Origin of the sequence: Caballeronia sordidicola, from assembly GCF_000729995.1 — a bacterium.
GTDB classification, from domain to species: domain Bacteria; phylum Pseudomonadota; class Gammaproteobacteria; order Burkholderiales; family Burkholderiaceae; genus Caballeronia; species Caballeronia sordidicola_A.
Genome location: NZ_JNFG01000042.1, coordinates 14,725 through 37,667, shown reverse-complemented (window position 1 = coordinate 37,667; position 22,943 = coordinate 14,725). Strand labels below are relative to the sequence as shown.

The 22,943-nt window shown below is 59.6% G+C and carries 20 protein-coding genes; 10 read left to right on the top strand and 10 right to left on the bottom strand.

Annotation, left to right across the window (positions count from 1 at the left end; genetic code table 11):
* Nucleotides 1-7: 7 nt before the first annotated feature.
* Together FH08_RS0130055 and FH08_RS0130050 are read left to right on the top strand one after the other, a co-directional pair.
* Nucleotides 8-673, top strand: coding sequence for an amino acid ABC transporter permease (locus FH08_RS0130055; protein WP_031361908.1), 666 nt, complete (start codon nucleotides 8-10; stop codon nucleotides 671-673).
* Nucleotides 674-675: 2 nt separating this feature from the next.
* The gene (locus FH08_RS0130050; protein WP_031361907.1) at nucleotides 676-1,455 is read left to right on the top strand and encodes an amino acid ABC transporter ATP-binding protein; all 780 of its coding nucleotides are present in this window, start codon (nucleotides 676-678) and stop codon (nucleotides 1,453-1,455) included.
* Between the two features lie 18 nt (nucleotides 1,456-1,473).
* Here the strand turns inward: FH08_RS0130050 and FH08_RS0130045 are convergent, their stop codons facing one another.
* Entirely contained in the window at nucleotides 1,474-1,929 is a 456-nt protein-coding gene (locus tag FH08_RS0130045; protein ID WP_031361906.1) for a hypothetical protein, read from the bottom strand.
* Nucleotides 1,930-2,316: 387 nt separating this feature from the next.
* Entirely contained in the window at nucleotides 2,317-3,288 is a 972-nt protein-coding gene (locus FH08_RS0130040; protein WP_031361905.1) for a GlxA family transcriptional regulator, read from the bottom strand.
* 424 nt (nucleotides 3,289-3,712) lie between these two features.
* Here FH08_RS0130040 and FH08_RS0130035 point away from each other — a divergent pair, with 424 nt between their 5' ends.
* The 5 genes from FH08_RS0130035 (at nucleotide 3,713) to FH08_RS0130015 (ending at nucleotide 8,553) form a co-directional block, all read left to right on the top strand.
* Nucleotides 3,713-4,402, top strand: coding sequence for an HD domain-containing protein (locus FH08_RS0130035; RefSeq protein WP_031361904.1), 690 nt, complete (start codon nucleotides 3,713-3,715; stop codon nucleotides 4,400-4,402).
* Between the two features lie 228 nt (nucleotides 4,403-4,630).
* On the top strand, nucleotides 4,631-5,506 hold the full coding sequence (locus FH08_RS0130030; protein WP_031361903.1) for a TauD/TfdA dioxygenase family protein: 876 nt from the start codon (nucleotides 4,631-4,633) through the stop codon (nucleotides 5,504-5,506).
* 55 nt (nucleotides 5,507-5,561) lie between these two features.
* The gene (locus FH08_RS0130025; RefSeq protein ID WP_035567431.1) at nucleotides 5,562-6,623 is read left to right on the top strand and encodes an ABC transporter substrate-binding protein; all 1,062 of its coding nucleotides are present in this window, start codon (nucleotides 5,562-5,564) and stop codon (nucleotides 6,621-6,623) included.
* A 203-nt stretch (nucleotides 6,624-6,826) separates the two neighbouring features.
* Nucleotides 6,827-7,657 (top strand): ABC transporter ATP-binding protein, encoded by an 831-nt coding sequence (locus FH08_RS0130020; RefSeq protein ID WP_031361901.1) that lies wholly within the window; start codon nucleotides 6,827-6,829, stop codon nucleotides 7,655-7,657.
* Complete coding sequence (locus FH08_RS0130015) at nucleotides 7,654-8,553, top strand: ABC transporter permease (RefSeq protein WP_031361900.1); 900 nt, start codon at nucleotides 7,654-7,656, stop codon at nucleotides 8,551-8,553. Before FH08_RS0130020 ends, FH08_RS0130015 begins: the two co-directional genes overlap by 4 nt.
* 177 nt (nucleotides 8,554-8,730) lie before the next feature.
* Here the strand turns inward: FH08_RS0130015 and FH08_RS0130010 are convergent, their stop codons facing one another.
* The 6 genes from FH08_RS0130010 to FH08_RS0129985 all read right to left on the bottom strand — a co-directional run bounded on the left by FH08_RS0130010 (nucleotide 8,731) and on the right by FH08_RS0129985 (nucleotide 16,027).
* Nucleotides 8,731-10,140 carry an OprD family outer membrane porin gene (locus FH08_RS0130010; protein ID WP_031361899.1) on the bottom strand — a complete coding sequence of 470 codons (1,410 nt, stop codon included), beginning with the start codon at nucleotides 10,138-10,140 and terminating at the stop codon, nucleotides 8,731-8,733.
* Nucleotides 10,141-10,401: 261 nt separating this feature from the next.
* Nucleotides 10,402-11,385, bottom strand: a complete 984-nt coding sequence (gene oppF / locus FH08_RS0130005) for a murein tripeptide/oligopeptide ABC transporter ATP binding protein OppF (protein WP_031361898.1) — start codon at nucleotides 11,383-11,385, stop codon at nucleotides 10,402-10,404.
* Nucleotides 11,378-12,376: an ABC transporter ATP-binding protein gene (locus FH08_RS0130000; protein WP_031361897.1), complete on the bottom strand. Its 999-nt coding sequence runs from the start codon at nucleotides 12,374-12,376 to the stop codon at nucleotides 11,378-11,380. Before FH08_RS0130000 ends, oppF begins: the two co-directional genes overlap by 8 nt.
* A gap of 5 nt (nucleotides 12,377-12,381) precedes the next feature.
* The gene (locus FH08_RS0129995) at nucleotides 12,382-13,284 is read right to left on the bottom strand and encodes an ABC transporter permease subunit (protein WP_051888650.1); all 903 of its coding nucleotides are present in this window, start codon (nucleotides 13,282-13,284) and stop codon (nucleotides 12,382-12,384) included.
* A 30-nt stretch (nucleotides 13,285-13,314) separates the two neighbouring features.
* Nucleotides 13,315-14,235 carry an ABC transporter permease subunit gene (locus FH08_RS0129990; RefSeq protein ID WP_031361895.1) on the bottom strand — a complete coding sequence of 307 codons (921 nt, stop codon included), beginning with the start codon at nucleotides 14,233-14,235 and terminating at the stop codon, nucleotides 13,315-13,317.
* A 91-nt stretch (nucleotides 14,236-14,326) separates the two neighbouring features.
* Nucleotides 14,327-16,027: a peptide ABC transporter substrate-binding protein gene (locus tag FH08_RS0129985; RefSeq protein ID WP_081889617.1), complete on the bottom strand. Its 1,701-nt coding sequence runs from the start codon at nucleotides 16,025-16,027 to the stop codon at nucleotides 14,327-14,329.
* 496 nt (nucleotides 16,028-16,523) lie between these two features.
* Between FH08_RS0129985 and FH08_RS0129980 the strand changes: the two genes are divergently transcribed.
* The 3 genes from FH08_RS0129980 to FH08_RS0129970 all read left to right on the top strand — a co-directional run bounded on the left by FH08_RS0129980 (nucleotide 16,524) and on the right by FH08_RS0129970 (nucleotide 21,173).
* Nucleotides 16,524-17,453 carry a LysR substrate-binding domain-containing protein gene (locus FH08_RS0129980; RefSeq protein ID WP_031361893.1) on the top strand — a complete coding sequence of 310 codons (930 nt, stop codon included), beginning with the start codon at nucleotides 16,524-16,526 and terminating at the stop codon, nucleotides 17,451-17,453.
* 269 nt (nucleotides 17,454-17,722) lie between these two features.
* Complete coding sequence (gene ggt, locus FH08_RS0129975) at nucleotides 17,723-19,450, top strand: gamma-glutamyltransferase (RefSeq protein WP_051888651.1); 1,728 nt, start codon at nucleotides 17,723-17,725, stop codon at nucleotides 19,448-19,450.
* Nucleotides 19,451-19,778: 328 nt separating this feature from the next.
* Nucleotides 19,779-21,173, top strand: coding sequence for an NCS2 family permease (locus FH08_RS0129970; RefSeq protein ID WP_031361891.1), 1,395 nt, complete (start codon nucleotides 19,779-19,781; stop codon nucleotides 21,171-21,173).
* A gap of 178 nt (nucleotides 21,174-21,351) precedes the next feature.
* Here FH08_RS0129970 and FH08_RS53015 read toward each other — a convergent pair whose 3' ends face one another.
* Together FH08_RS53015 and FH08_RS0129960 are read right to left on the bottom strand one after the other, a co-directional pair.
* Nucleotides 21,352-21,501 (bottom strand): hypothetical protein, encoded by a 150-nt coding sequence (locus FH08_RS53015; protein WP_200878808.1) that lies wholly within the window; start codon nucleotides 21,499-21,501, stop codon nucleotides 21,352-21,354.
* A gap of 207 nt (nucleotides 21,502-21,708) precedes the next feature.
* Nucleotides 21,709-22,800: a calcium:proton antiporter gene (locus FH08_RS0129960; RefSeq protein ID WP_031361890.1), complete on the bottom strand. Its 1,092-nt coding sequence runs from the start codon at nucleotides 22,798-22,800 to the stop codon at nucleotides 21,709-21,711.
* Nucleotides 22,801-22,943: the final 143 nt, after the last annotated feature.

Below are 22,943 nucleotides of genomic sequence, written 5' to 3'. Positions count from 1 at the left end.
GTAACTGATGACGCTCGATTTTTCGCCCGTATGGGCAGGCTGGGAAGCACTCGCGACCGGCGCTGCGACGACTATCGAAGTCACGGCCTGCTCACTCGTACTCGGCTGCGTGCTGGGCCTCCTGGTGGGAATCGGCAGGCTCGCACCGCAGCGCCGCGTGGTCTATGGCGTCTGCACCGCCTACCTCACGTTCATCCGCGGCACGCCCTTGCTCGTACAGCTTTTCATCTTGTTCTTCGGGCTGCCGCAGTTCGGCATCATGCTGCCCGCATTCGCATGCGGCGTGCTCGGGCTCGGCGTTTATAGCGGCGCGTATGTGTCGGAGATCGTGCGGGGGTCGATTCAATCAGTGGATCGTGGCCAGATGGAAGCCGCGAGATCGCTTGGGATGCCTTATCGAATGGCGATGCGCAAGGTGATCCTGCCGCAAGCGTTCGTACGCATGATCCCGCCGCTCGGCAACGAGTTCATTGCGTTGATCAAGAACTCGGCGCTGGTCTCCCTGCTGACGATCAACGACCTGATGCATGAAGGCGAGAAGATCATCAGCGTGTCGTACCGGTCGCTGGAGGTGTATATCGTGATCGCGTTCATCTACCTGATCCTGACGAGCGCTACGTCGCTGGTGTTGCGCAAGACAGAAAAAACGCTGCGTGCCGACGGGAGAGTCTGACCATGAGCACCACCGTGAATGAACCTATTGTTTCAGTCAGGAAACTGGCGAAGTCGTTCGGATCGAACCGCGTGTTGAACGGTATCGATATGGACGTGCAACCGTCTCAGGTGATCGTGGTGATCGGTCCGAGCGGTTCGGGCAAGAGCACGTTCCTGCGCTGCCTGAACGGGCTGGAAACGGCCGAAGAAGGCACGGTCCGGATCTGCGGCCATGCCCTTGTGGACAACGGCCGCATGATCGATGAGAACGGCCTGAACCGCATCCGCCGGGATGTGGGGATGGTGTTTCAATCGTTCAACCTGTTTCCGCACCTGACTGTGCTGGAGAACGTCACGCTGGCGCCGCGCTCGCTGGCCCGCGTTAGCGCGGCCGAAGCCGAGAGCGAGGCGCGCGCGCTGCTGGCTAAGGTCGGGCTCGGTCACAAGGCAGACGTTTATCCGGGCACATTGTCCGGTGGCCAGAAGCAACGCGTGGCGATTGCGCGGGCGCTTGCGATGCATCCGCAAGTCATGCTCTTCGATGAACCCACTTCCGCGCTAGATCCGGAACTGGTCGGTGAAGTGCTGCAGGTCATGCAGGCGCTGGCGAGCGAAGGCATGACCATGTTGATCGTCACGCATGAGATGAATTTTGCGCGCGACGTGGCGGACACGGTCGTGGTGATGGACCATGGTAGCGTCATCGAGGCAGGACCTCCGGCACAGATTTTCGGGGCGCCGCGCGAAGCCCGCACACGCAGCTTCCTGCAAGCCGTGTTGTCGCGCGAACAGGCGGTATGAGCAGGAAGCCTTACGGCCTCAGGATGCCCCCGTTGCTCCCGTTTCCGCTGGGTAGGGCCAGCGGCTAAAGCGCGATTCCGGCATGCCTTCGTCTTCGTCCGACGGTGCCGGCAAATCTTCTGCAAACCACGCCACATCGGTTCTGCGCTCCTTTACGTAACGCTCCCATCCGTTCGCATTCCCAGCGAAGAGATCGTGCTGCACCGTCGACGCCAGCAGTGACCGGTTCAGGTCTTCATCGAGGAGCGTTTTCGGCCAAAGAAAAAACGCAGCCGTCGCGCGTTCGCTCACTTGATGCGGGGTCATGGCGGCATCGAGGTATCCGAGCCATGTGAAGGTGGCAAGCGAGTCTTCACGGGCAATTGCGTCGCCGAGGGTGGTGTACCGCTGTCCGCCACGCGACAAGCACGACAGCGCTTCCAGCACATCGCCCAGATGCAGCAATAGCGCACGTCGTTCATAAGCATCTTTCATCAAAAATCTCCAGATTCATTGGACCGGGCCCTGAGCGATTCGAAAATCACGGCTTCGGCCCGATGAGTAAAAACGCGCTCGAATAGAAAGGAAGCTTGCTCTCCGCGGTCATTCCCTCGCGGTTTGACTTGTTCCCAGAGCGTCGAACAGATAGCGGCTCACTCGCGGATGCACGTGTGTTGGGTGAGCATGAAGTGGTCCAGCATACGATAAGCGGCAAAGCGAAACGCTCGCTCGGCTTTCGATATCGCCTCAGCCGACGATCATAGCCGGCTCCCTTACGACCGTTCGTGCGTTCGATCAAGCCGTCTGCGCGAAAGTATCGGGAACACATGGCGACGGGTGACAATCCACTACAAAACGGCGGCATGAACTCATAGGCCATCGTCAAGCGTCCGCCTCGAGTTTCTGAAAGCTCAGACGATAGTCATTCGGCGACACGCCCAGCCGTTGCCGGAACACAATGCGCATGCGATCCGCTGTTCCGAAGCCGCACTCATACGCGATCGTTTTGAACGGCGTCGTGCTGCTTTCCAGCAAGTTGCGCGCTGCATCGATACGCGCGCGCTCCACGAAATCATGTGGCGTCACGCCTGTCTCTTCGACGAACGCACGCGCGAAATTGCGCTCGCTCATACCCGCGATCTGCGCCAGCTTTTCAACCGTCATGCGTTCGCCGATGTGCTCCATCACGTAGGCCTGCACCTTGGCCGCGGGCGAGGTCTCGTCGGCAGGCGCACTCAGGTACGGGCTGAATTGCGACTGGCCGCCGCGGCGCTGCGCAAAAACCACGAGCCGCTTGGCGACAGCCAGTGCGATACGCGGGCCATGATCTTCTGCGACAAGCGAGAGGGCAACGTCAATCCCCGCCGTCACGCCCGCCGATGTCACCAGGTTGCCATCACGAATATGAATACGGTCGAGCTCGACCCGGGCCAGCGGAAATTGCCGCGCGAGCTGCGGCGCATTTTGCCAGTGAGTTGTGACATGACGGCCATCGATCAAACCGGCGTGACCGAGCGCGAACGCGCCGGTGCAGATAGAACCGTAGCGCTCGCAACGCGAAGCAACGTCGCGCAGCCACGTGCTCAGGCGCAGATCGGGCACATCGGACGGCAGACCCGGCCCCCCTGCCACGAGGGCGACATCGTAATGCTGCTGCGGTGCATCGCACGCAATGTCCGCGAGCATCCGCGTGCCGTTCGACGCGCGCACCGGCGCGTTGTCTACGCTAACCAGCGTGATCGCGTATCCCTCGCCAGACGCGACGAAGCCGTTCGCCTCGGCGAATACGTCGAGTGGACCCGCGACGTCGAGCGCCTGCACTTGCGGAAAAATCGCGATGGCGACGCTACGCATAAGGTCTTGCTCCTGTGTCGACCAGAGTTGGCGCTTTAGCGCTTACTCTGGTCCCATGCAATTCATTGCGGTCGACCAGAGTTGGCGTGTCGACCAGAGTTGGCCCTTCAGCGCTTACTCTGGTCCCATAGCGCTTTACTCCGGTCCCATGCGATTCATTGCGGTCGACCAGAGTTAGCGCTTTACTCTGGTCCCATGAAAAAAGCTATTTTTCGCGCGTTTTACGCGCTTGGCAGGAGACGCCGTGCGGTTGGCAGACTTCGACGGACCTGCCGCATTGCGGCCTTGGCCGCGCCCGGCGACACTAACTTCGTCGTCCAGCCGCTGCCGCTTCTCCCGATGTTGCGCCCCAAACGGCGCATTTTAACAAGGTGACAGCGGCATCCAGGCCAAGCCCACTATCAGTATCCCAGGAGCATTGAACATGACCACTACCATTGCAGGCATCCGCATCCCCGACAGCGCCATGGCGCGCGCCGCGACTGAACTCGTTCGCGATACCGAGCCGGACCTGCTGTATAACCACTCGCGCCGCGTGTTCCTGTTTGGTGCGCTGACCGGCGAACGCCGTCAGTTGGCCTACGACGCGGAGCTGCTTTACATCGGCGCCATGTTCCATGACATGGGCCTGATCGATGCATACAGCAGCCTGACCGAGCGTTTCGAAGTGGACGGTGCGAACGCCGCGCGTGACTTCCTCAAGGGTTATGGCATCAACGAGTACGACATCGAACAGGTTTGGGACTCAATCGCCTTGCACACGACGCCGGGGATTCCGCAGCACAAGAAGCCGGTGGTCGCGTTGGTCACGGCGGGCGTGGAGATGGACGTGCTCGGACTCGCGTACGACCAATTCACCGACTCGCAGCGCAAACAGGTCATCGCCGTGCATCCGCGTGAGGTGAATTTCAAGGAAGGGATCATCGATGCCTTCGCCCACGGCACGATCAAGAAGCCGGAGACCACGTTCGGCAACGTGAAGGCCGATGTCCTCGCACTCAAGGATCCGAGCTACAAGCGCCTGAATTTCTGCAGCCTGATCCTGGGGTCGTCGTGGAATGACAGCGCCGCCGGATGCGCTCATTGCAGCGATCCAGCGCATAATCATCAATGATTCAGCGGGCCAGACGCAGTGGGAATGAAGCCGCCCCTCTACTGGAGCGGCTCGTTTATCGTTAAAACAGATAAGCGTATGGGATTTGGTTCGTTGACGTGGTTCGCACGGGATTTTAGATTCGCTGTCTAACCTGGATAACGTGGACTTTTGCGGCGTATGTTGTCAGTGCTTCAGCGACGCGTCGCCTCAAGCGTTCCCGCCCCGAATTGAATTAACGAGTCCCGCGTGACGACCTTATCCCCACACCAGACCATCGAAATTACGCCGTTTGAAGGTGCGCCGTTGGGCGCTGAAGTGACAGGTCTTGACCTGAGCCAGCCGCTTGCTGACGAAGATTTCAAGCGCATTCATCGCGCTCACCTGGATCATCACGTAGTGGTGTTCCGCGACCAGCGCATCACGCCCGACCAGCAAATCAGCTTCAGCCGCCGTTTCGGTCCGCTTCAAATCCACGTGCTCCACCAGTTCCAGTTGACGGGCCACCCGGAGGTGCTGATCGTCTCGAACGTCATGGAAAACGGCAAGCCGATTGGTCTCGGCGACGCCGGGCATTTCTGGCATTCGGATCTCTCGTACAAGGAAACACCGAGCCTCGGTTCCTTGCTGCACGCTCAGGAGTTACCAGCGGAAGGCGGCGACACGTTGTTCGCCAACATGCATCTGGCATGGGATACGCTGCCCCAAGCGCTGCGCGACGCGGTGAAAGGGCGCTCCGCCGAGCACACCTATCTGGCGAAATACGCCGAGTTGCAAAAGCGCAGCCCGTGGCGCCCCAACCTCTCTGCAGAACAGATCGCGGAGGTGAAACCGGTCGTGCATCCGATCGTGCGCACGCATCCGGAAACCGGGCGCAAGGCGCTGTTCGTCAGCGAGCATTTCACGACCCGCGTGATCGACTTGCCGGAAGACGAGAGCCGCGACCTGCTGCAAGCCCTCTTCGAACATAGCGTTCGCGACGAGCATCTCTACCGGCACGTATGGCGCGAGCACGACCTCGTGTTCTGGGACAACCGCTCCCTGATGCATCTCGCAGCGGGCACGCCCGATCATCTGCGCAGAAAGATGTATCGAACGACGATTGAAGGCGATACGCCGTTCTGAGCGTCCACTCGCCCTGCTTCGAATTCAATTCTAAAATCACTTCTTCGGACTTTCGATGCCGCTTTCGTTCTTCCCCCGGCGGGGACCTGGGGGTTCCCGCTCGCCGCTACGCACGCTCACTGCAGCGTTTGTCTCGTTCTCCGTTGCCATCACCTCGCTTGCCGCAGCCTCGCCCGCACGCGCCGAGGGCACCATCCGCATCGCGGAGCAGTTCGGTGTGGTGTATCTGCTGCTGAACGTCGCGCGTGACCAGAAACTGATCGAACAGGAAGGCAAGAAAGCCGGCGTCGATATCAAGGTGGACTGGCTGAAGTTATCTGGCGGCGCAGCCATCAATGACGCACTGTTGTCGAGTTCCATCGACATCGCGGCCGCAGGCGTCGGTCCGCTGATGACGATCTGGGACCGCACGCACGGCAAGCAGAACGTGAAGGGCGTGGCCTCGCTTGGCAATCTGCCGTACTACCTCGTATCGAATAATCCGAACGTGAAAACCATTGCGGATTTCACGGAGAAGGACCGCATTGCGTTGCCGGCGGTGTCTGTTTCCGTGCAATCGCGCGTGCTGCAGTTCGCCGCAGCGAAGCGCTGGGGCGACAAGGACTACGATCGCCTGGACAAGCTGACTCAAGCCGTGCCGCATCCGGATGCCGCCGCGGCCATCATTGCCGGCGGGACGGAAATCACCGGGCACTTCGGCAATCCGCCGTTTCAGGAGCAGGAACTGGCAGGCAATCCGAAAGCGCATATTGTGCTGAATTCCTACGATGTCCTCGGCGGCCCCAGCTCGGCCACCGTGCTCTATGCAACTGAAAAATTCCACGATAACAATCCTAAGACGTATCGCGCATTCATCGCTGCGATGGCGGATGCCGCGCGCTTCGTGTCGGCGAATCCGGAAGCGGCGGCTGATACCTACATCCGTGTGAACAATGCGAGGATCGATCGCAATCTGCTGATCAGCATCATCAAGAACCCGGCAACGCAGTTCAAGATCACGCCGCAAAATACGCTTGGGCTCGCCCAGTTCATGTACCGGGTAGGCGCGATCAAGAACGAGCCCAAGTCATGGCAGGATTATTTCTTCGCCGATCCGGTGCTCGGCAACGGAAGCTGACCTGCCTTGCTTCACGGCCACGTTTAGACAAACGCCCGCGATGCCAGCGGGCGTTTTTTCGACTATCGCTCGAACATACAAATGCGGCACTGGAACGGCAAAACCGTCGCTTATGCGTCGGCGTGTTTTGAATATGCGCAATGATTGGTTCACGCGCGCGAGGCGCCCCGCTAAGGTCGTGGTTTATGCAACTATGCACAGCCATGGCCGCCAGTCCTACCGTTCTATATCCCCCGCCCGCGCCCAGCGATTCTCCCGCGACGAGCGCCAAGCTTCTCACCGTCGATAAAGTCAGCCTCGAGTACCGCACCCGCGAGCGCATCGTACGCGCGACGCATGAAGTCAGCTTCGACGTGTATGGCGGCGACCGCTTCGTGCTGCTCGGACCCTCGGGTTGCGGCAAGTCGACGCTGCTGAAAGCCGTAGCCGGCTTCATTGAACCGACCGCGGGGACCATCCGGATCGACGACAAACCGGTACGAGGTCCGGGCACCGATCGCATTGTCGTGTTCCAGGAATTCGACCAGTTGCCGCCGTGGAAAACGGTGCTGCAAAACGTGGCCTTTCCGTTGCGCGTCGGGAAGAAGCTGAGCCGTGCGGAAGCCCGCGAACGAGCGCTGCATTTCCTCGATAAGGTCGGTCTCGCCGCTTTTGCCGATGCCTACCCGCACACCCTTTCCGGCGGCATGAAACAGCGCGTGGCGATCGCTCGCGCCCTGGCGATGCAACCCCGCGTGCTGCTGATGGACGAACCGTTCGCCGCGCTCGACGCACTTACGCGCCGCAAGATGCAGGAGGAATTGCTGCGCTTGTGGGACGAGGCGAGTTTCACGCTGCTGTTCGTCACGCACTCGATCGAGGAAGCTTTGATTGTGGGCAACCGCATCTTGCTGCTGACGCCACATCCCGGCCGAGTTCGAGCGGAGCTGAACAGCCATCAATTCACCAAGGACAGTTCGGGACGCAACGACTTTCAGCAGAGTGTTGCGCGCATTCATCGGCTGCTGTTTGAAGACACGGAGGCGGTTCAATGAGCACACCCACTATCCCCTCTTTCGAACCCGCAGCACTTGTACCGCCGGTTCGCGAAGAATACGAACGCATTCCTGAACCGCTGCAGGATGTCGCCGTTGAGGCGCCGTTACCGTTCGGCAAGCGGCTTTCCAATCAGACGTGGTTACGCAAGGCGTTGATCGCCCTCGTCCTGATCGTGATCTGGGAAGCGGCTGCGCGAGCTGTTGGCAACGACCTGCTGTTGCCGACCTTCACCGATACATTAAAAGCCTTCATACAAGGCATATGGTCGGGCGAACTGATCGCCAAGACAGCGATCTCCTTGTCCGTCTTGTTGAGAGGTTATCTGCTCGGCGTGGTGCTGGCGTTCGTGCTGACATCGCTTGCCGTGTCCACGCGTTTTGGCCGCGATCTGCTGTCCATGCTGACCGCCATGTTCAACCCTTTGCCATCAATCGCGCTGCTACCGCTCGCGTTGTTATGGTTCGGCCTGGGGACTGGGAGCCTGCTATTCGTGCTCGTGCATTCGGTGTTGTGGCCGCTCGCGCTGAATACCTATTCCGGCTTTCAATCCGTGCCGGAAACGCTGCGCATGACGGGCCGCAACTACGGGCTGAAGGGGCTTCGGCATGTGTTGTTGATCCTGGTGCCCGCCGCCTTGCCATCGATCCTCGCCGGGCTTCGTGTGGGCTGGGCATTTGCATGGCGAACGCTGATCGCGGCGGAACTGGTGTTCGGCGCCAGCTCCGGGAATGGCGGCCTCGGCTGGTACATCTTTCAGAACCGTAACGAGCTGTATACCGATCGCGTATTCGCGGGATTGGCGGCGGTTATCGTGATCGGCCTGGTCGTCGAGCACCTCGTGTTTGATACCTTCGAACGGCTTACGGTGCGTCGCTGGGGCGTACAACGCTAGATGGCCTTAGACGGCTGCAGGGCTCAAAAAAGCCCGCTGGACGAACCTGGCGGGCTGAGCGCGTGGTTGAAAATCCACGCTTTATCGACTGGATTCCACGCCGGTGAGCCGCGCCCATCACGCCGCTCACCGCTTGGCTTAGCTTATTCAATGGCTGTCGATCTTCCTGGCAGATATTTAAAACACATTAACCGGAACGTTGACCATCAAACGATAGACGTCACTACTGGAATCCGAATAGTACTTGCTGCCGTGATGGTGCATGTAATAGAACTTCGCAGTCGTTCCCTTCAGTTTTCCAGAGCCGAACGTATATGACGGAATGAAGCCGAACTCATAGTGAGTGCCGTGAACGGCCTCGCCATTTTTCCAGTAGAGATCATGCAGTGCAGCCGATGGATCGGCGTATCGATTCGCCATGTCCGAAGCATCCGCACCCCAGCCATACGCGGTCCATAACGTCATTTTCAAACCCGGAACACCATAATCTTTCATGTTGACCGTGTAGCTGAGCGACAAGGACTTTTCGTGCGGCGCGTTGTAGTCGACATCCAGAGAATTCGCAAGATAATCGCCTGCCGATTGCCCGACATAATCGAAGAACTGATTGCTCGCGATCTGCTGGAATCCCACCGCTACCGTGTGCGCGTTGTGTGTGCCGGAGAACAGCAAACTATACGCGTGGTTATTGATGGAGCCTTCCCGGCTCTGCCCAACATCATGCGTATAGTAATAGGTCAGACCGCCCGTCCAGCGAATCTGCGACGGATCGCCAATACTGCGCGAGAGCGACAGATAATATTGATCCCACACATTTTCCGCGCGGCTTCCGTATAACGACACAGCCGTATCGTCATTGGGCGTGTAGTCACCGCCCGCGAACGTGAAGCGGCTGAAGTGCGTCCCGCCGTACTCGGTCGACAACGACGAGACGCTGGTCTGGCCGCGCGCCAGCACCGCGTCCACACTACCCGCCTTGAGCGTCAGGTTCTTGATCTCGTCGCTCGCGAGGGACACGCCTCGGTACGTGGGCGGCAGTGCGCGGTTATCGTGGGGAACGAGAAAGGGATTATCGAATAATTGTTGACCATATTTAACAACCGTATTCGATACCCGCATTTTCACGTCCCACACACCCGGGTACGTCCAGGCGAGCTGATTCTGTCCGCTTTGCCCGTCGTGATTCAAATGCACGCGGTTACCGGCGCCTTGTCCGCCGTTCAGCTTGAACGCGCTGAACAACGATGCGTCAAAACCGACACCGAATAATCCGCGCGTATACCCCGATTCAAATACCGCCTGGTTACCAACAACTGATGCGTCCTTCTTCTTGATACCTTCCGACTCGAAGTGTTCAGTATAACTGCGAAATAAAAGATTTAAATGTGAATCTTCGATAAACCCTTGCGACTTCGCCTGGTTACTAATCGGCGCATCCGCTTCGGAATTCGGCGGAGAACTGGGAGGCGCCTCAGTATGTCGTGTTGCGACATCATCATCGTCATCCGCGAATGCGGCAATGGACGGGGATATCAAACCGGTGAAAACAATTAGAGATAGAGCGATTGAGCGAGTTTGTTGTTTCATGTGCTTGTCTCTTAATTCTTATGGCAGCGAGTAGAGAGGCCAGTGGTCGTTCTCATATAATTTGATCGCGAGCTGAAACGCTCACGCCGGGCTCGGAACGACTCACCGGAGGGATGTGACTGCAGGAACTACGGGAACGACAGGGACTACGAAAACTTCACGATTGACCGAACCCGGCCCTCGTTAAAAACGGGGACCATTGGCTTTGCGGGGGATTGTCGAAACGGTCGTTAGATCAGGCGCTTTTCTGCAACAGACAAATCAGGCGAGTAAGCAGGCTGCCGCAACTCCATGTTCAAGTGTGCGCAGCGGCGGCACTTCGACAGAACAACGCGCCTCCGCTATGGGGCAACGGGTATGAAATACGCAACCCGTTGGGGGATTGATCGGACTGGGAATATCGCTGGATAGGATCTGCACGACCTTCGTGCGTTCGATGGCCGGATTCGGCACCGGTACCGCGGAAAGCAGCGCGCGCGTGTACGGATGCCGTGGGCGTGCGTAAAGCGAGTGTTTGTCGGCGAGCTCCATGACATGACCGAGATACATGACCATCACGCGGTCGGAGATGTGCTTGACCACGGCCAGATCGTGCGCGATGAAAATCAGCGCGAGCTTCATTTCCTGCTGCAACGACTTGAGCAGGTTGACGATCTGCGCCTGGATGGAGACATCGAGCGCGGACACGGGTTCGTCGCAGACAATCAGCTTCGGCTCCACGATCAACGCACGCGCAATCCCGATACGCTGGCACTGTCCCCCTGAAAATTCGTGCGCGTAGCGGTTGATCATCTGCTCGCGCAAACCGACCTTCCCCATCATTGCGCGTACCCGCTGGTTCATCTCATCCTTGGACATGCCCGGACGATGTTCACGCAACGGTTCCGCGATGATCTGCCCGACCGTCATGCGTGGGTCGAGCGAAGCAAGCGGGTCCTGGAAAATCATCTGGATATCGCGCCGCACACCGTGCCACTGCTTCGCCGTTGCGCCGCTGAGATCCTTGCCCATCCACACGATTTCGCCGTGCGTTGCCGGAATGAGGTTAAGGATGGCGCGCGACAAGGTTGACTTGCCGCAGCCCGATTCACCCACCACGCCGAGCGTCTCCCCCGCCTTCAGGTCGAAGCTCACGCCGTCCACGGCCTTCAGCGTGCGCGACGGCGCCCACGGCAACTTGCTCTTCGCCTTGACGTTGAAATGCACCCGGACGTCGCGTACTGACAGAATGGTTTGCTCAGACATGGGCCACCTCGTGCAACGACTTCATTTGCTCGACCGGGCGATTGCAGGCTCGCAGCCAGGTGGTGTCGCCGCCAAACGATTCGAGCGGCGGGACCGAGTCCGCGCAACGCTGGCTTGCATCTATGCAGCGCTCCTGGAACGGACAACCTGACGGCGGATGAGCCATGTTCGGTGGATTGCCGGGAATGCCGACGAGCGGCGCGTCGCTTTGATCGAGCCTCGGCAGTGCACGCAGCAAACCGATCGTATAGGGATGCGAAGGACGGGCGAACAGGTTGTCCGCGTTGCACTGTTCCATCACGCGGCCGCCGTACATCACCATCACTTGCTCGCACAGACCGGCAACCACGCCAAGGTCGTGCGTGATCAGCACGATTGCTGTGCCGAAGTCGTGCTGCAGGTTGCGCAGCAACTGAAGTATCTGGGCCTGGACCGTGACGTCGAGCGCGGTGGTTGGCTCGTCGGCGAACAGCACTTGCGGTTCGCACAGCAGCGCCATGGCGATCATCACGCGCTGGCGCATGCCGCCGGACAATTCATGCGGGTATTGATCGATACGATGTGCGGCTTCGGGAATGCGCACGGCTTCCAGCATCTCGATCGAGCGTTTCTTCGCCGCCCGGCGCGTCATGTTCTTATGCAGCTCAAGCACTTCCGTCATCTGGCGTTCAATGCTCAGATACGGATTAAGCGACGTCATGGGGTCCTGGAAAATCATGGACAGCCGATTGCCGCGAATGCGGTTCAGCTTTTTCGCCGGCATGGTCAACAGGTTCTCACCCTGATAAATCGCGCTGCCTTTTGCCCGGCCATTGGTTGCGAGCAGCCCGAGCATGGCGAGCACGCTCTGGCTTTTACCCGACCCCGATTCGCCGACAATGCCCAGCGTGCTGCCTTCTTCCAGGTCGAAACTCACGCCGTTGACTGCGCGGACCACGGCATCAGGCGAGTCGAACGCGACTTCCAGATTACTTACCTTGAGCAGTGACATGGTGCTTACCGATCCTTCGGGTCGAGCGCGTCGCGCAAACCGTCGCCGACAAAGTTGATGCAATACAGCGTCACCGACAACAACGCTGCCGGGAACAGGAGAATCCAGGGCGCCGTTTCCATGACACCAACGCCATCCTGGATCAGCACGCCCCAACTGGTCATGGGCTCCTGCACGCCGAGTCCAAGAAACGATAGCACGGACTCCGTAAGAATAACGCCAGGAACCGTAACCGTTGTGTAAATAGCCACAATGCCGAGCAGGTTCGGAACAATGTGACGCAAGATGATGCCGCTGGTGGAAACGCCGATAGCGCGCGCAGCTTCAATGTATTCCTTCGAGCGTATGGCGAGCGTCTGGCCACGTACGACGCGCGCCATATCCATCCACGAGAACACCGTGATGGTAAGCACCACGAGGTAGAACTCGCGGCCGAGCAGCGTGACCATCAGGATGGCGATCAGCAGGTACGGGATGGCGTACATCATGTCGACAATGCGCATCATCGCGTTGTCCACGCGGCCGCCCACGAAGCCCGCGATAGCGCCCCACACAATGCCGAGCGTGACCGACGTCAGCGTGGCGAGACCGCCGATCATCAGCGAGACGCGGCCGCCAATCAGGCAGCGCACGAGCAGGTCGCGGCCGGTATCGTCCGTGCCGAACAGATGCCAGTTGGCAAACGTTGGCGTGGAACTCATCATGTTCCAGTCGGTGGAATCGAAGGCGTTCGGCAGCAGCATGGGGCCGATTGCGCAGGCCAGCGTGATCAGCAGCAGGATCACGAGACTTGCCACGGCGGCCTTGTTGCGCGCGAAGCGCATACGGGCATCCTGCCATGGGCTGCGGCCCTCCACCGGCACTGCCAGCACGCTCTCGAGCGCGGGGACGAGCGTTCCTTGTTTCATTGCGGACCTCATGCTGGTTGACTCATTATTTTAGTAGCGGATTTTCGGATCGAGCCACGCATACGCGAGATCGACCAGCAGATTGAGCAGCACCGCGACCACCGTCACCAGCACGACCAGTCCCAGCACGAGCGTGTAATCACGGTTGGCCGCGCCGTTCACGATCAGCTTGCCGATTCCCGGCAACGAGAAGACTGACTCGGTGACGACCGCCGCCGTGATCGAGCCGATGGCGAGCGGACCGATCACCGAGACCACGGGAATCAGGGTCGGCCGCAGTGCATGGCGCAGCACGACCGTCCAGCGCGACAAGCCCTTGGCATACGCTGTTCGGATGTAGTTGGTGTTCATCACCTCGATCAGGCTGCCGCGGGTCACGCGTCCCACGGTCGCCACGTTGATGATGGTCAGCAGCGCAACCGGAAGCACCATGTAGCGCACATGGAAGCTGTTCCAGCCACCGGCCGGCAGCCACTTCAACAGGATCGCGAATACGAGGATAAGCACCGGTCCGATCACGAACGAAGGGAACGCGCTGCCCGCATTGCCGATGATCATCAGCAGGTAATCCGCCGGGCTATTGCGATAGAGCGCGGCAACAATGCCAAGCACGACGCCAAGCACAATGGCGAGCACCATGGATACACCGCCGATAGTCAACGACACCGGTAACGCACGCAGCACGAGGTCATTGACGCTCCAGTCGGCGTATCGGAACGATGCGCCCAGGTCGCCGTGCAGCAGGCTGTTGAGATACAGCAAATACTGCTTCCACAGCGGTTCGCCGAGATGGTATTTCGCCTGCAGGTTGGCGAGCACCTCTGCAGACACCTTGCGCTCACCATCGAACGGACCGCCCGGCGTAGCGTGCAGCAGCAGATAGCATACCGTGATGACAATCAGCAGCGTAGGCACCGTCAACAGCACGCGCCTCAACGTATAAGACCACATTGAACATCTCTCCTGGGGAGCCGCGACCCAGCGAGTCGCGGCGACAGCCTCTTGCTGTTTGCTGGATAGTATTGCGGGTCTGGCGTCGCGCTCAATGCGCCACGATATACATGTCCTTGCTGCGGTAACGGTCCATCGGGTTCTTCAGCGAGTAACCGCCCACATAACTTTTCACCAGCCTGACCGTGGTGTATTGCAGCAGCGGCAGGATCGGATAGTCGTCCATCACGAGCTTTGCGGCCTGGGTTTGCAACTGCGTGCGCTTAACCTGGTCCGTGCTTTCATTCGCTTCTTTGATCAGCGCGTCGGCCTTGGGATTGCAATTGCCGCTGTCGTTCTGGTCCGAACCGCATTGCACAAGCTGCAGGAACGTGGTCGCGTCGTTATAGTCGGCGACCCAGCCATTGCGTGCGATCTGGTAGTCGCCGGCATGACGCTTCTTCAGCAGGACCTTGAACTCCATTGCGTCGATCTGTGTATCAAGACCGAGCTTCGTCTTCCACTCGGAGGCTGCAAAAATAGCCATTTTCTTGTGATAGTCGCTTGTGTTCAGCGCGAAGTGCAGCGTCGTACCCGGCTTCACCCCTGCTTGCGCGAGCAGCTTTTTCGCTTCTTCCACGCGCTTGGCCATCGGCCACGTCGACCACTCGTAGGCCGTCACGTCCGCGCCCTTCACACCCTTCACGATCACGCCATACGCTGGTATCTGCCCGTCCGCGGTGACGCGTTGTGCGAGGATGTCGCGGTCGATCACCATGGAGAGCGCCTTGCGCACGCGCACGTCCTTGAGCAACGGGTCTTTATTATTGAACGAGTAATAGCGCAGTCCGAGCATGGGCGCGATCTTCATGTCGGCGGCAAACTCCTGCTTGTATTTCGGGTACATGCCGGACGGCAGCTGATACACCCAGTCGTTGTCGCCCGACTGGAACAGCTTGATGTCCGAAGTCTCGCTCTCGACCGGCAGATACGTCACTTGCGACAACTGCACGTGCGCCGCGTCCCAGTACTGCGGGTTGCGTGCCAGCACGAGCTTGTTGTTCACCTGCCAGTCCTTGAGTATGAACGCGCCGTTGCTCACCAGCTTGCCGGGTTTGGTCCAGTCCTTGCCGTATTTCTCGACGGCGGCCTTGTTGATCGGACCGAGATTCGTATTCGACATCAGTTCCGGAATGAACGATACCGGATATGGCGTCTTGATCTCGACCGTGTACGGGTCGATGGCGCGCACGCCCAGCGTGTCCGGTGACTTCTTGCCGGCCACGATTTCAGCACCATTCAGCAAGAAGATACCGAACGTACTGGCATACGGCGAAGCAATCTTCGGGTCGACAAGACGCTGGCATCCGTACACGAAATCACTTGCAACCACCGGTTCGCCGTTGGACCACTTGGCATTCTTGCGCAGATGGAAGATCCACGTGGTTGCATCCTTCTGCTCCCATTTTTCCGCCACGCCCGGCACAACTGTCCCGTCGGCATCGGTTGCGGTCAGCCCTTCGAACAGGTCGCGCGTGACGTTGTTGGACGGCACGGTCTCGGCCAGGTTCGGATCGAGGGTCTCAACCTCGGACGCGTTGTTGCGCACCAGTTCCTGCTTGGCTGCAAGCTGCACGCCGGGCGGCACGATAGCCGCATGAGCCAGATGAACGTTGCTTGCGGCTGCAACACAGACACTCGCAGCAAAGGCCGGAAGCCACTTGCCCGGCACGCGGCGATAAACAGCATCGCCTGGACGGAAAAACGCGTCAACGCGTGCGCTACGGGCAACGAGAGCTGCAAACAACGTCATGGAAATCCTTATTGTTCATGTGTGCATCAAGCACGAAGCGCTGGAGCATAAGGGCTTTTGACCCAGTGCAACACAGCGATGCGTGCCGCTATGTGTAGCTTTTTGTCGCTATGTACCGCCGTTCGCGTGCCGAAGCAGACGGACGGCGGCCGGCATCTTAGCCCACCTAACATTTCACTTTCGAATTTGCGGTTTAAGGATCGACATCGTGTGCCTGCCCTTGTCGCGTATTCGGCCACTTCTCCAACAGTTACCTTCAAAAAACTTTACACATATCCTACGAACCGACGGTATAACCGAGTTCGCCGGGAGTATTTCAGAGCAATAAAGTGGAATCCACTCACATGTGCTTATAGACCATGTGTTTTGGGTATAGGCGGGAGCTTGGTGGATTCACTTGTGCTTTATCTACGCGCGCGCGCCCGTTAGTCTGCAGGCGCGCGTGGTTCGCGCTACCATCGGCGTCCTTGAGAATCACGAAGGTAGATGCAAGACAATGATCCGTTTCCGACAGATAGAAGCTTTCCGCTCATTGATCATGATGGGTACCAGCGTCGGGGCCGCGCGCGCGCTCCACGTCACCCAACCCGCTATTAGCCGCCTGATCGCGGATTTAGAGGCCGACCTCGGTTTTAGCCTGTTCAGCCGCGTGGGCGGCCGCTTGAATCCGACTAACGCCGGATTGCGCTTTTATAAGTCGGTCGAAGAGAATTTCCTCGGACTGGAACGTCTCAAACAAGTCGCGGAGATCATTCGCGACGAGGCGTCCGAAGGGCTGACCATCGCGTGCTTGCCGGTGGTCGCGAGCACCCTGCTGCCTCCCATCCTGGCCGACTTCGTGGAGCGTCATCCGGGCGTGCCCATTCGCGTCGATTCGGTCAAGGTTCCGGAGGTCCTCACGATCCTGCAGAACCACAAGGCGGACGTTGCTATCAGCCAGGCGTTTGCATCGGTTGCTGGGATCGAGGTGGAGAAATTGCTGCACGCGCGGGGGCAGTGCGCCATGCCGGCGTCGCATCGGCTGGCGAAGAAAAAATGCATCACGCTGGAAGACCTGCGCGGCGAACGCATCATCGGCTGGTTGCCGAATTCACGGCAGCCCTATGCGGCCGAGCAGTCGCTGTTCGCTGCCGGCGAGAACCGGGCGAACTACACGGTCATGACCGACACCGCGCATACACGCTATGCGATGGTCGCGGGCGGCCTGGGTATATCGATTGTCGAACCGTTTGCAGCCAAGGTGTGGCGCGCGCACGGCGTGGTCGTGCGGCCGTTCGATGCCGCAATCGAATACGAATACGTGCTGTCGTATCCGAGCAGCGGCATACGCTCGGATCTGGTTGCTTCGTTTCGCGAGTCCGTGCTGCGCGTGGTGGCAACATACTCCCTCGACGAAACGTCGGCGCCCGCGAGTGCCGAGGCCTGACGCACGGGTCAGGATCAGGACAAACGGTCCGCATAATCAACTTCCCGCGGCCAAATAGATCGCGCGACTCGTCTCCTGCGCTGCGGACCAACTACCCCGCTCACGGTCAAGCACGGGGCTTCCCACCCTTTCGGAATCAATTACGCCCGTGGTATAAGCCCGGGAGCGTCTCCGCTTGAGCGCGGCGCCGGAAAAGGCGACGGGGCAAGATTATTACCCGCGGGCGGGCACCCATTTCCAGGAGGAGCAAGATGTCCATGAAGAAGTCCATGAGTTTGCTGCATCGGACACGTCCGTTCGCGCTTGGAACGCTCGCGGCTGCGGCGTTTTCGCTATCGTTCGGGTTTGTCGAAAGCACGCCCGCCTACGCGAAAGTCGCGCCGCAACCTGCTGTCCTGACCGCTTCAGCCGTGGCAGTCGCCGACAAGTTCGCAGCCGACGCCGCCGAGCAGGTCCTCAAGGAAGGCGGCAATGCCGTTGATGCAGCCGTCGCCATCGCCTTCACGCTGGCAGTGACGTACCCTGAAGCGGGTAACCTGGGCGGCGGTGGTTTCATGACGCTCTACGTGGATCATCGTCCGTACTTCCTCGACTATCGCGAGCGTGCCCCCATTGCAGCCACGAAGAACATGTATCTCGATGACAAAGGGGAAGTCATCAAGGGCATGAGCTTGTACGGATATCGCGCGGTCGGCGTGCCGGGTACGGTGTCGGGCATGTGGGAAGCGCAGAAGCGCTTCGGCAAGCTGAAATGGAAACAGGTCGTCGCGCCCGCGATCAAGTACGCGCAGGACGGCTTTGAAGTCAGCGACCAATTGCAGGAACGAAAGGACGCCGCGTCGAAGGATTTTGCCGGCAAGACCAACTTCGACAGTTACTTCGGAACCCTGAATAAAGGCGTCAACTTCAAGCAGCCGGAACTGGCTGCCACGCTTCAGCGCATCTCGGACAAGGGTGCGAAGGGATTTTATGAAGGACAGACGGCGGACCTGATTGCAACCGCCATGACAGGCCATGGCCTGATCACGTCGCAGGATCTGAAGGAATACAAGGCGGTGTGGCGGCAGCCGGTGCTCGCGAGCTGGAACGGCTATCGCATCATTACCGCGCCGCCGCCGAGTTCCGGCGGTATCGGTCTCGTTCAGCTGTTGAAGATGAAGGCCGATCTCAAGGACAAGTATGCCAACGTGCCGCTCGACTCCGCGCAGTACATTCACCTGACCGCGGAAATTGAAAAGCGAGTGTTCGCGGATCGCGCCCAGTATCTCGGCGATCCCGATTTCTACAAGGTGCCGGTCGCCCAGCTCATTGACGACGACTACATCCTCAAGCGCGCCTCCGAGGTCAATCCCGACACGCCGTCGGATACCAAGAGCGTCGTTCCGGGCCTGGGCACCACGATGCCGGAAAAAGCTGAAACCACGCACTTCTCGGTAGTCGACAAGTGGGGCAACGCGGTATCGAACACGTACACCATCAACGGCTATTTCGGCTCCGGCGTGGTGGTGGACGGCACGGGTGTCGTGCTGAACGACGAGATGGACGACTTCTCCTCGAAGCCGGGCGTAGCGAACATGTTCGGCGTAGTGGGCAGCGACGCCAACGCCATCGCACCGCGCAAGCGCCCGCTTTCCTCGATGACACCGACCATCCTCACGAAGGACGATCAGGTCGCCATGGTGATCGGGACGCCGGGCGGCTCGCGGATCTTTACATCGATCTTTCAGGTAATCACCAACGTCTACGACTTCTCCATGCCGCTGCCTGACGCCGTCGCGGCAATGCGCTTTCATCATCAGTTGCTGCCGCCGAACACGATTTTCTGGGAGCCGTACAAGCCCATTGACGGCGATCTCGCGAAGGAACTGGAAGCAAAAGGATATACGCTCGCTAAACAGGATTTCAACGGCGATATCCAGGTCATCAAGATCGATGGCAAGACGCCGGAACCGGCTGCCGATCCGCGTGGCCGAGGCGTGACGCGCGTGATCCAGTAAGCGGCTGCGTTTGTTGTAGACAGGTTGTAATCAGACAAAAGGGCCAGGTCGTTCAAGACCTGGCCCTTTTGTTTTTATATCGTACGCGTGCTCCGCCAGCGCCGGTTTGAAACGGACCTTATAAGGATCGCGGCATGACTGGAATCCCATTTTTGAGATTGGAGGCGGCTTTATGTTGCCCTAGTCTCTGTTCTGGCCCAGTCCAGTGCGTTGGCTCCCGCCAACACGACAAATAAACCTATCGAGACGACCCTGAAGACGGCGTGCCCGGTCTGCGAAAGACCATCCGGCCCGCTTGTTTCAGCCTGCTGATAAAGGAGAACAGCTCATGATGGAACCCCACGTCCAGCCGCTTGGCGGCATCGACATCCAGGATGACGCACCCGCGTCCCAATCAGGCGGATTGATCGACAAATACTTTCAAATCAGTGCACGCGGCAGTACGCAACGCCGCGAAGTGATCGCCGGGATCACTACTTTCCTGGCGATGGTTTATTCCGTGTTCGTCGTCCCGGAGATGCTCGGCAAGGCAGGATTCGACACCCGCGCCGTCTTCGTGGCGGTCTGCCTGACGACTGCGTTCGGCTCGCTCTTGATGGGCATCTGGGCTCGCTTGCCTATCGCGATCGGCTGTGCAATCTCGCTCACCGCGTTCACCGCGTTCGGGCTGGTGCTGGGCAAAGGGCTCTCGCCAGCCGTCGCGCTTGGCGCCGTCTTCCTGATGGGCGTCACCTTCACCGCGATCTCCGTCACCGGCGTGCGCTCGTGGATCCTGCGCAATCTGCCGGCAGGCGTGGCGCATGGCACGGGGATCGGCATCGGCTTGTTTCTGTTGCTCATCGCAACGAACGATGTCGGCCTGATCGTTAAGAACCCGGGTGCCGGTTTGCCCGTTTCGCTCGGCCATATCACGGCGTTTCCCGTGCTGATGTCGATCTTCGGGCTTGCGGCGATCATCGGACTGGAACGCCGGCGCGTGCCGGGCGGCATCTTGCTCGTGGTGGTCGGGTTGTCGGCGCTGGGACTGGCCTTCGATCCCGCCGTCCGGTTTACCGGCGTGTTCGCGCTGCCCTCGCTGAGTGCACCCGGACATGCATCGCTGATCGGCGCCATGGACATTCGCGGCGCGCTTTCGCTGGCCGTGCTGCCTAGTGTGTTCGCATTGGTGATGACCGCTGTCTTCGATGCCACCGGCACGATTCGCGCGGTGGCAGGCCAGGCGGGTCAGATCGACGAGAAAGGCCGGATTGTGAACGGCGGCCGCGCGTTGACGGCGGACTCGGTCAGCTCGATTGTCGCTGCGTGCCTGGGCGGTGCGCCGGCTGCGGCTTATATTGAATCGACGGTGGGCGTGGCGGCAGGCGCGAAATCGGGCCTGGCGGCCGCTACCGTTGGTGTGATGTTTCTGCTGGTGATGTTCTTCTCGCCGCTCGCCGGACTTGTGCCCTCTTACGCGACGGCTCCGGCGCTGATGTATGTCGGCCTGCTGATGCTCGCAAGCGTGAGCAAGCTTCACATGGACGATCTTGTCGACAGCATGTCAGGTCTGGTCTGTGCCGTATTCATTGTGCTGTCGGCGAATATTGTGACCGGCATCATGCTCGGCTTCTGCACGCTCGTGGTCGGGCGCGTAATAGCCGGCGAATACAAGAAGCTGAACGTTGGCACGGTGGTGATTGCCGCAGTGCTTGCCGCGTTTTATCTCGGCGGATGGGCAATCTGACCTGACGGGCTGGCGAGCATTTAGCCCAGTCAGCACGTTCAGAGATTAATGCCCCGGTTGCCGGCGGTTTTCCCGGCAACCGTCCTCACCTGGACGGAGACGCATGAACCGACGTTCGAGAGCGATGATACGGCTCGATCGGTAAGTCGATTCAGCGGTTGGCCAGGCTACAGCCGATTTACTTCCGGCGATACGCTTCAGCCAGCACTGCGCAATTTTGCAGATGCAGGTTCAGCGCGTGTGCTGCTTCGCGGCTAACGACAGCCTTCGCCTTACGGAACCATGAACCGAACGAAACGAGAAACGAACTTTGAGCGGTGGTTTTCATGAGAGCACCTCAGCTTTAATTAGGGATTACCCGTTAGGGAATACCCTTATTATACGCATCTGATGCTGCATTGCAAAAATATTTTGAGATCGGCGGGCATAAGAAGGGGCTGCGCGACAGCGCTTGGCTCTTGCCGGGATTGGTCAGCCCTTTTAGCCCAGACCAGTCCCGGGCGCCCACGGCGTGCCGACTGCCCCGCGGGATTGCTCAGGGCACGACGGAAAGAAACAGGAAAGTCGCGAAAATAACCAGGTGAACGGCGCCTTGCAGCACCGTCGAGCGCCCGGTGCCAAGCGTCAGGACACTCACGATCAAGGTCAGCGCGAGCAGTACGATTTCCTTCGAACCGAGACCGAGCGCGATCGGCTGGCTGATCGCAAGCGACACCACCGCCACCGCCGGAATGGTCAGCCCGATACTCGCCAGCGCCGACCCAAGCGCGAGATTCAAGCTCGTCTGCAACCGGTTCAGCCGCGCAGCGCGCAATGCGGCGACGCCTTCCGGCAGCAGCACCAGTGCAGCGATCACCACCCCCACCACCGCTTCAGGCGCTCCGGCACTGGCAACCCCCGCCTCGACCGCCGGCGACAGCAACTTCGCCAGCCCGACCACTGAAATCAGCGAAAGCAGCAGCAAACCACCGGAAGCCCACGCGTAACCATTGGTCGGCAGCGGGGCATGAACGTCGTCAGATTCGACTCGATTTGGATCGAGCGCCGGCACCGGGGGCAGGAAATAGTCGCGATGCCGCACCGTCTGCACGAACACGAACATGACATAGAGAACCAGCGACGTCACGCCCACAAACACCAGTTGCGACGTCGATAACCCCGGCCCTATCACCGTGCTGGTGAAGTTGGGCAAGACCATTGTCAGTACGGACAGCGCACACAGGATAGCGAGTGTCGCGCTCGCTCCCTGCAACTGGAAATTCTGCTCGTGATGGCGCATCCCACCTACGAGCAGGCAAATCCCGACAATGCCGTTGCACACGATCATGATCGCGGCGAACACCGTGTCGCGCGGCAACGCCGCTTTTTCCGGACCGCCTGAAACCATGACGGAGACGATCAGCGCCACTTCGATCACCGTGACCGCGATAGCGAGCACCAGCGTGCCGAACGGTTCGCCGACGCGATGCGCCACCACTTCAGCGTGATGGACCGCGGCGAATACGGCCGCCGCGAGTGCGATGGCGGCAAGTACTAACAGGAAGCCGTTCGGCATGGCGAACGTCAGTCCAAGGATGACAAGTGCGGCAAATGGCGCGATGCACGTCCAGTCCAGCTTGAATTTCATGGATGCTCCAGGCGGTGCTGCGTATGGGAGGAAGTGTCAGGAAGGCTGAGCGGCGGTAAGGTTCAGTCCGGCCCGATTACTTGAAAGTGCCCTCAGATTACAGGTTCTTGACCCGAACGGCCGCTTGCAAGGCTTGCAACGAG

Excerpts from the sequence above, each read along its gene's own strand:
- FH08_RS0130050 (WP_031361907.1), top strand. The coding sequence starts at position 676 with ATGAGCACCACCGTGAATGAACCTATTGTTTCAGTCAGGAAACTGGCG.
- FH08_RS0130020 (WP_031361901.1), top strand. The coding sequence starts at position 6,827 with ATGGCCGCCAGTCCTACCGTTCTATATCCCCCGCCCGCGCCCAGCGAT.
- ggt (WP_051888651.1), top strand. The coding sequence starts at position 17,723 with ATGAGTTTGCTGCATCGGACACGTCCGTTCGCGCTTGGAACGCTCGCG.
- FH08_RS0130000 (WP_031361897.1), bottom strand. The coding sequence starts at position 12,376 with ATGTCACTGCTCAAGGTAAGTAATCTGGAAGTCGCGTTCGACTCGCCT.
- FH08_RS0129970 (WP_031361891.1), top strand. The coding sequence starts at position 19,779 with ATGATGGAACCCCACGTCCAGCCGCTTGGCGGCATCGACATCCAGGAT.
- FH08_RS0130015 (WP_031361900.1), top strand. The coding sequence starts at position 7,654 with ATGAGCACACCCACTATCCCCTCTTTCGAACCCGCAGCACTTGTACCG.
- FH08_RS0129985 (WP_081889617.1), bottom strand. The coding sequence starts at position 16,027 with ATGACGTTGTTTGCAGCTCTCGTTGCCCGTAGCGCACGCGTTGACGCG.
- FH08_RS0130045 (WP_031361906.1), bottom strand. The coding sequence starts at position 1,929 with ATGAAAGATGCTTATGAACGACGTGCGCTATTGCTGCATCTGGGCGAT.
- FH08_RS0130040 (WP_031361905.1), bottom strand. The coding sequence starts at position 3,288 with ATGCGTAGCGTCGCCATCGCGATTTTTCCGCAAGTGCAGGCGCTCGAC.
- oppF (WP_031361898.1), bottom strand. The coding sequence starts at position 11,385 with ATGTCTGAGCAAACCATTCTGTCAGTACGCGACGTCCGGGTGCATTTC.
- FH08_RS53015 (WP_200878808.1), bottom strand. The coding sequence starts at position 21,501 with ATGAAAACCACCGCTCAAAGTTCGTTTCTCGTTTCGTTCGGTTCATGG.
- FH08_RS0129990 (WP_031361895.1), bottom strand. The coding sequence starts at position 14,235 with ATGTGGTCTTATACGTTGAGGCGCGTGCTGTTGACGGTGCCTACGCTG.
- FH08_RS0129960 (WP_031361890.1), bottom strand. The coding sequence starts at position 22,800 with ATGAAATTCAAGCTGGACTGGACGTGCATCGCGCCATTTGCCGCACTT.
- FH08_RS0129980 (WP_031361893.1), top strand. The coding sequence starts at position 16,524 with ATGATCCGTTTCCGACAGATAGAAGCTTTCCGCTCATTGATCATGATG.
- FH08_RS0129995 (WP_051888650.1), bottom strand. The coding sequence starts at position 13,284 with ATGAAACAAGGAACGCTCGTCCCCGCGCTCGAGAGCGTGCTGGCAGTG.
- FH08_RS0130010 (WP_031361899.1), bottom strand. The coding sequence starts at position 10,140 with ATGAAACAACAAACTCGCTCAATCGCTCTATCTCTAATTGTTTTCACC.
- FH08_RS0130055 (WP_031361908.1), top strand. The coding sequence starts at position 8 with ATGACGCTCGATTTTTCGCCCGTATGGGCAGGCTGGGAAGCACTCGCG.
- FH08_RS0130035 (WP_031361904.1), top strand. The coding sequence starts at position 3,713 with ATGACCACTACCATTGCAGGCATCCGCATCCCCGACAGCGCCATGGCG.
- FH08_RS0130025 (WP_035567431.1), top strand. The coding sequence starts at position 5,562 with ATGCCGCTTTCGTTCTTCCCCCGGCGGGGACCTGGGGGTTCCCGCTCG.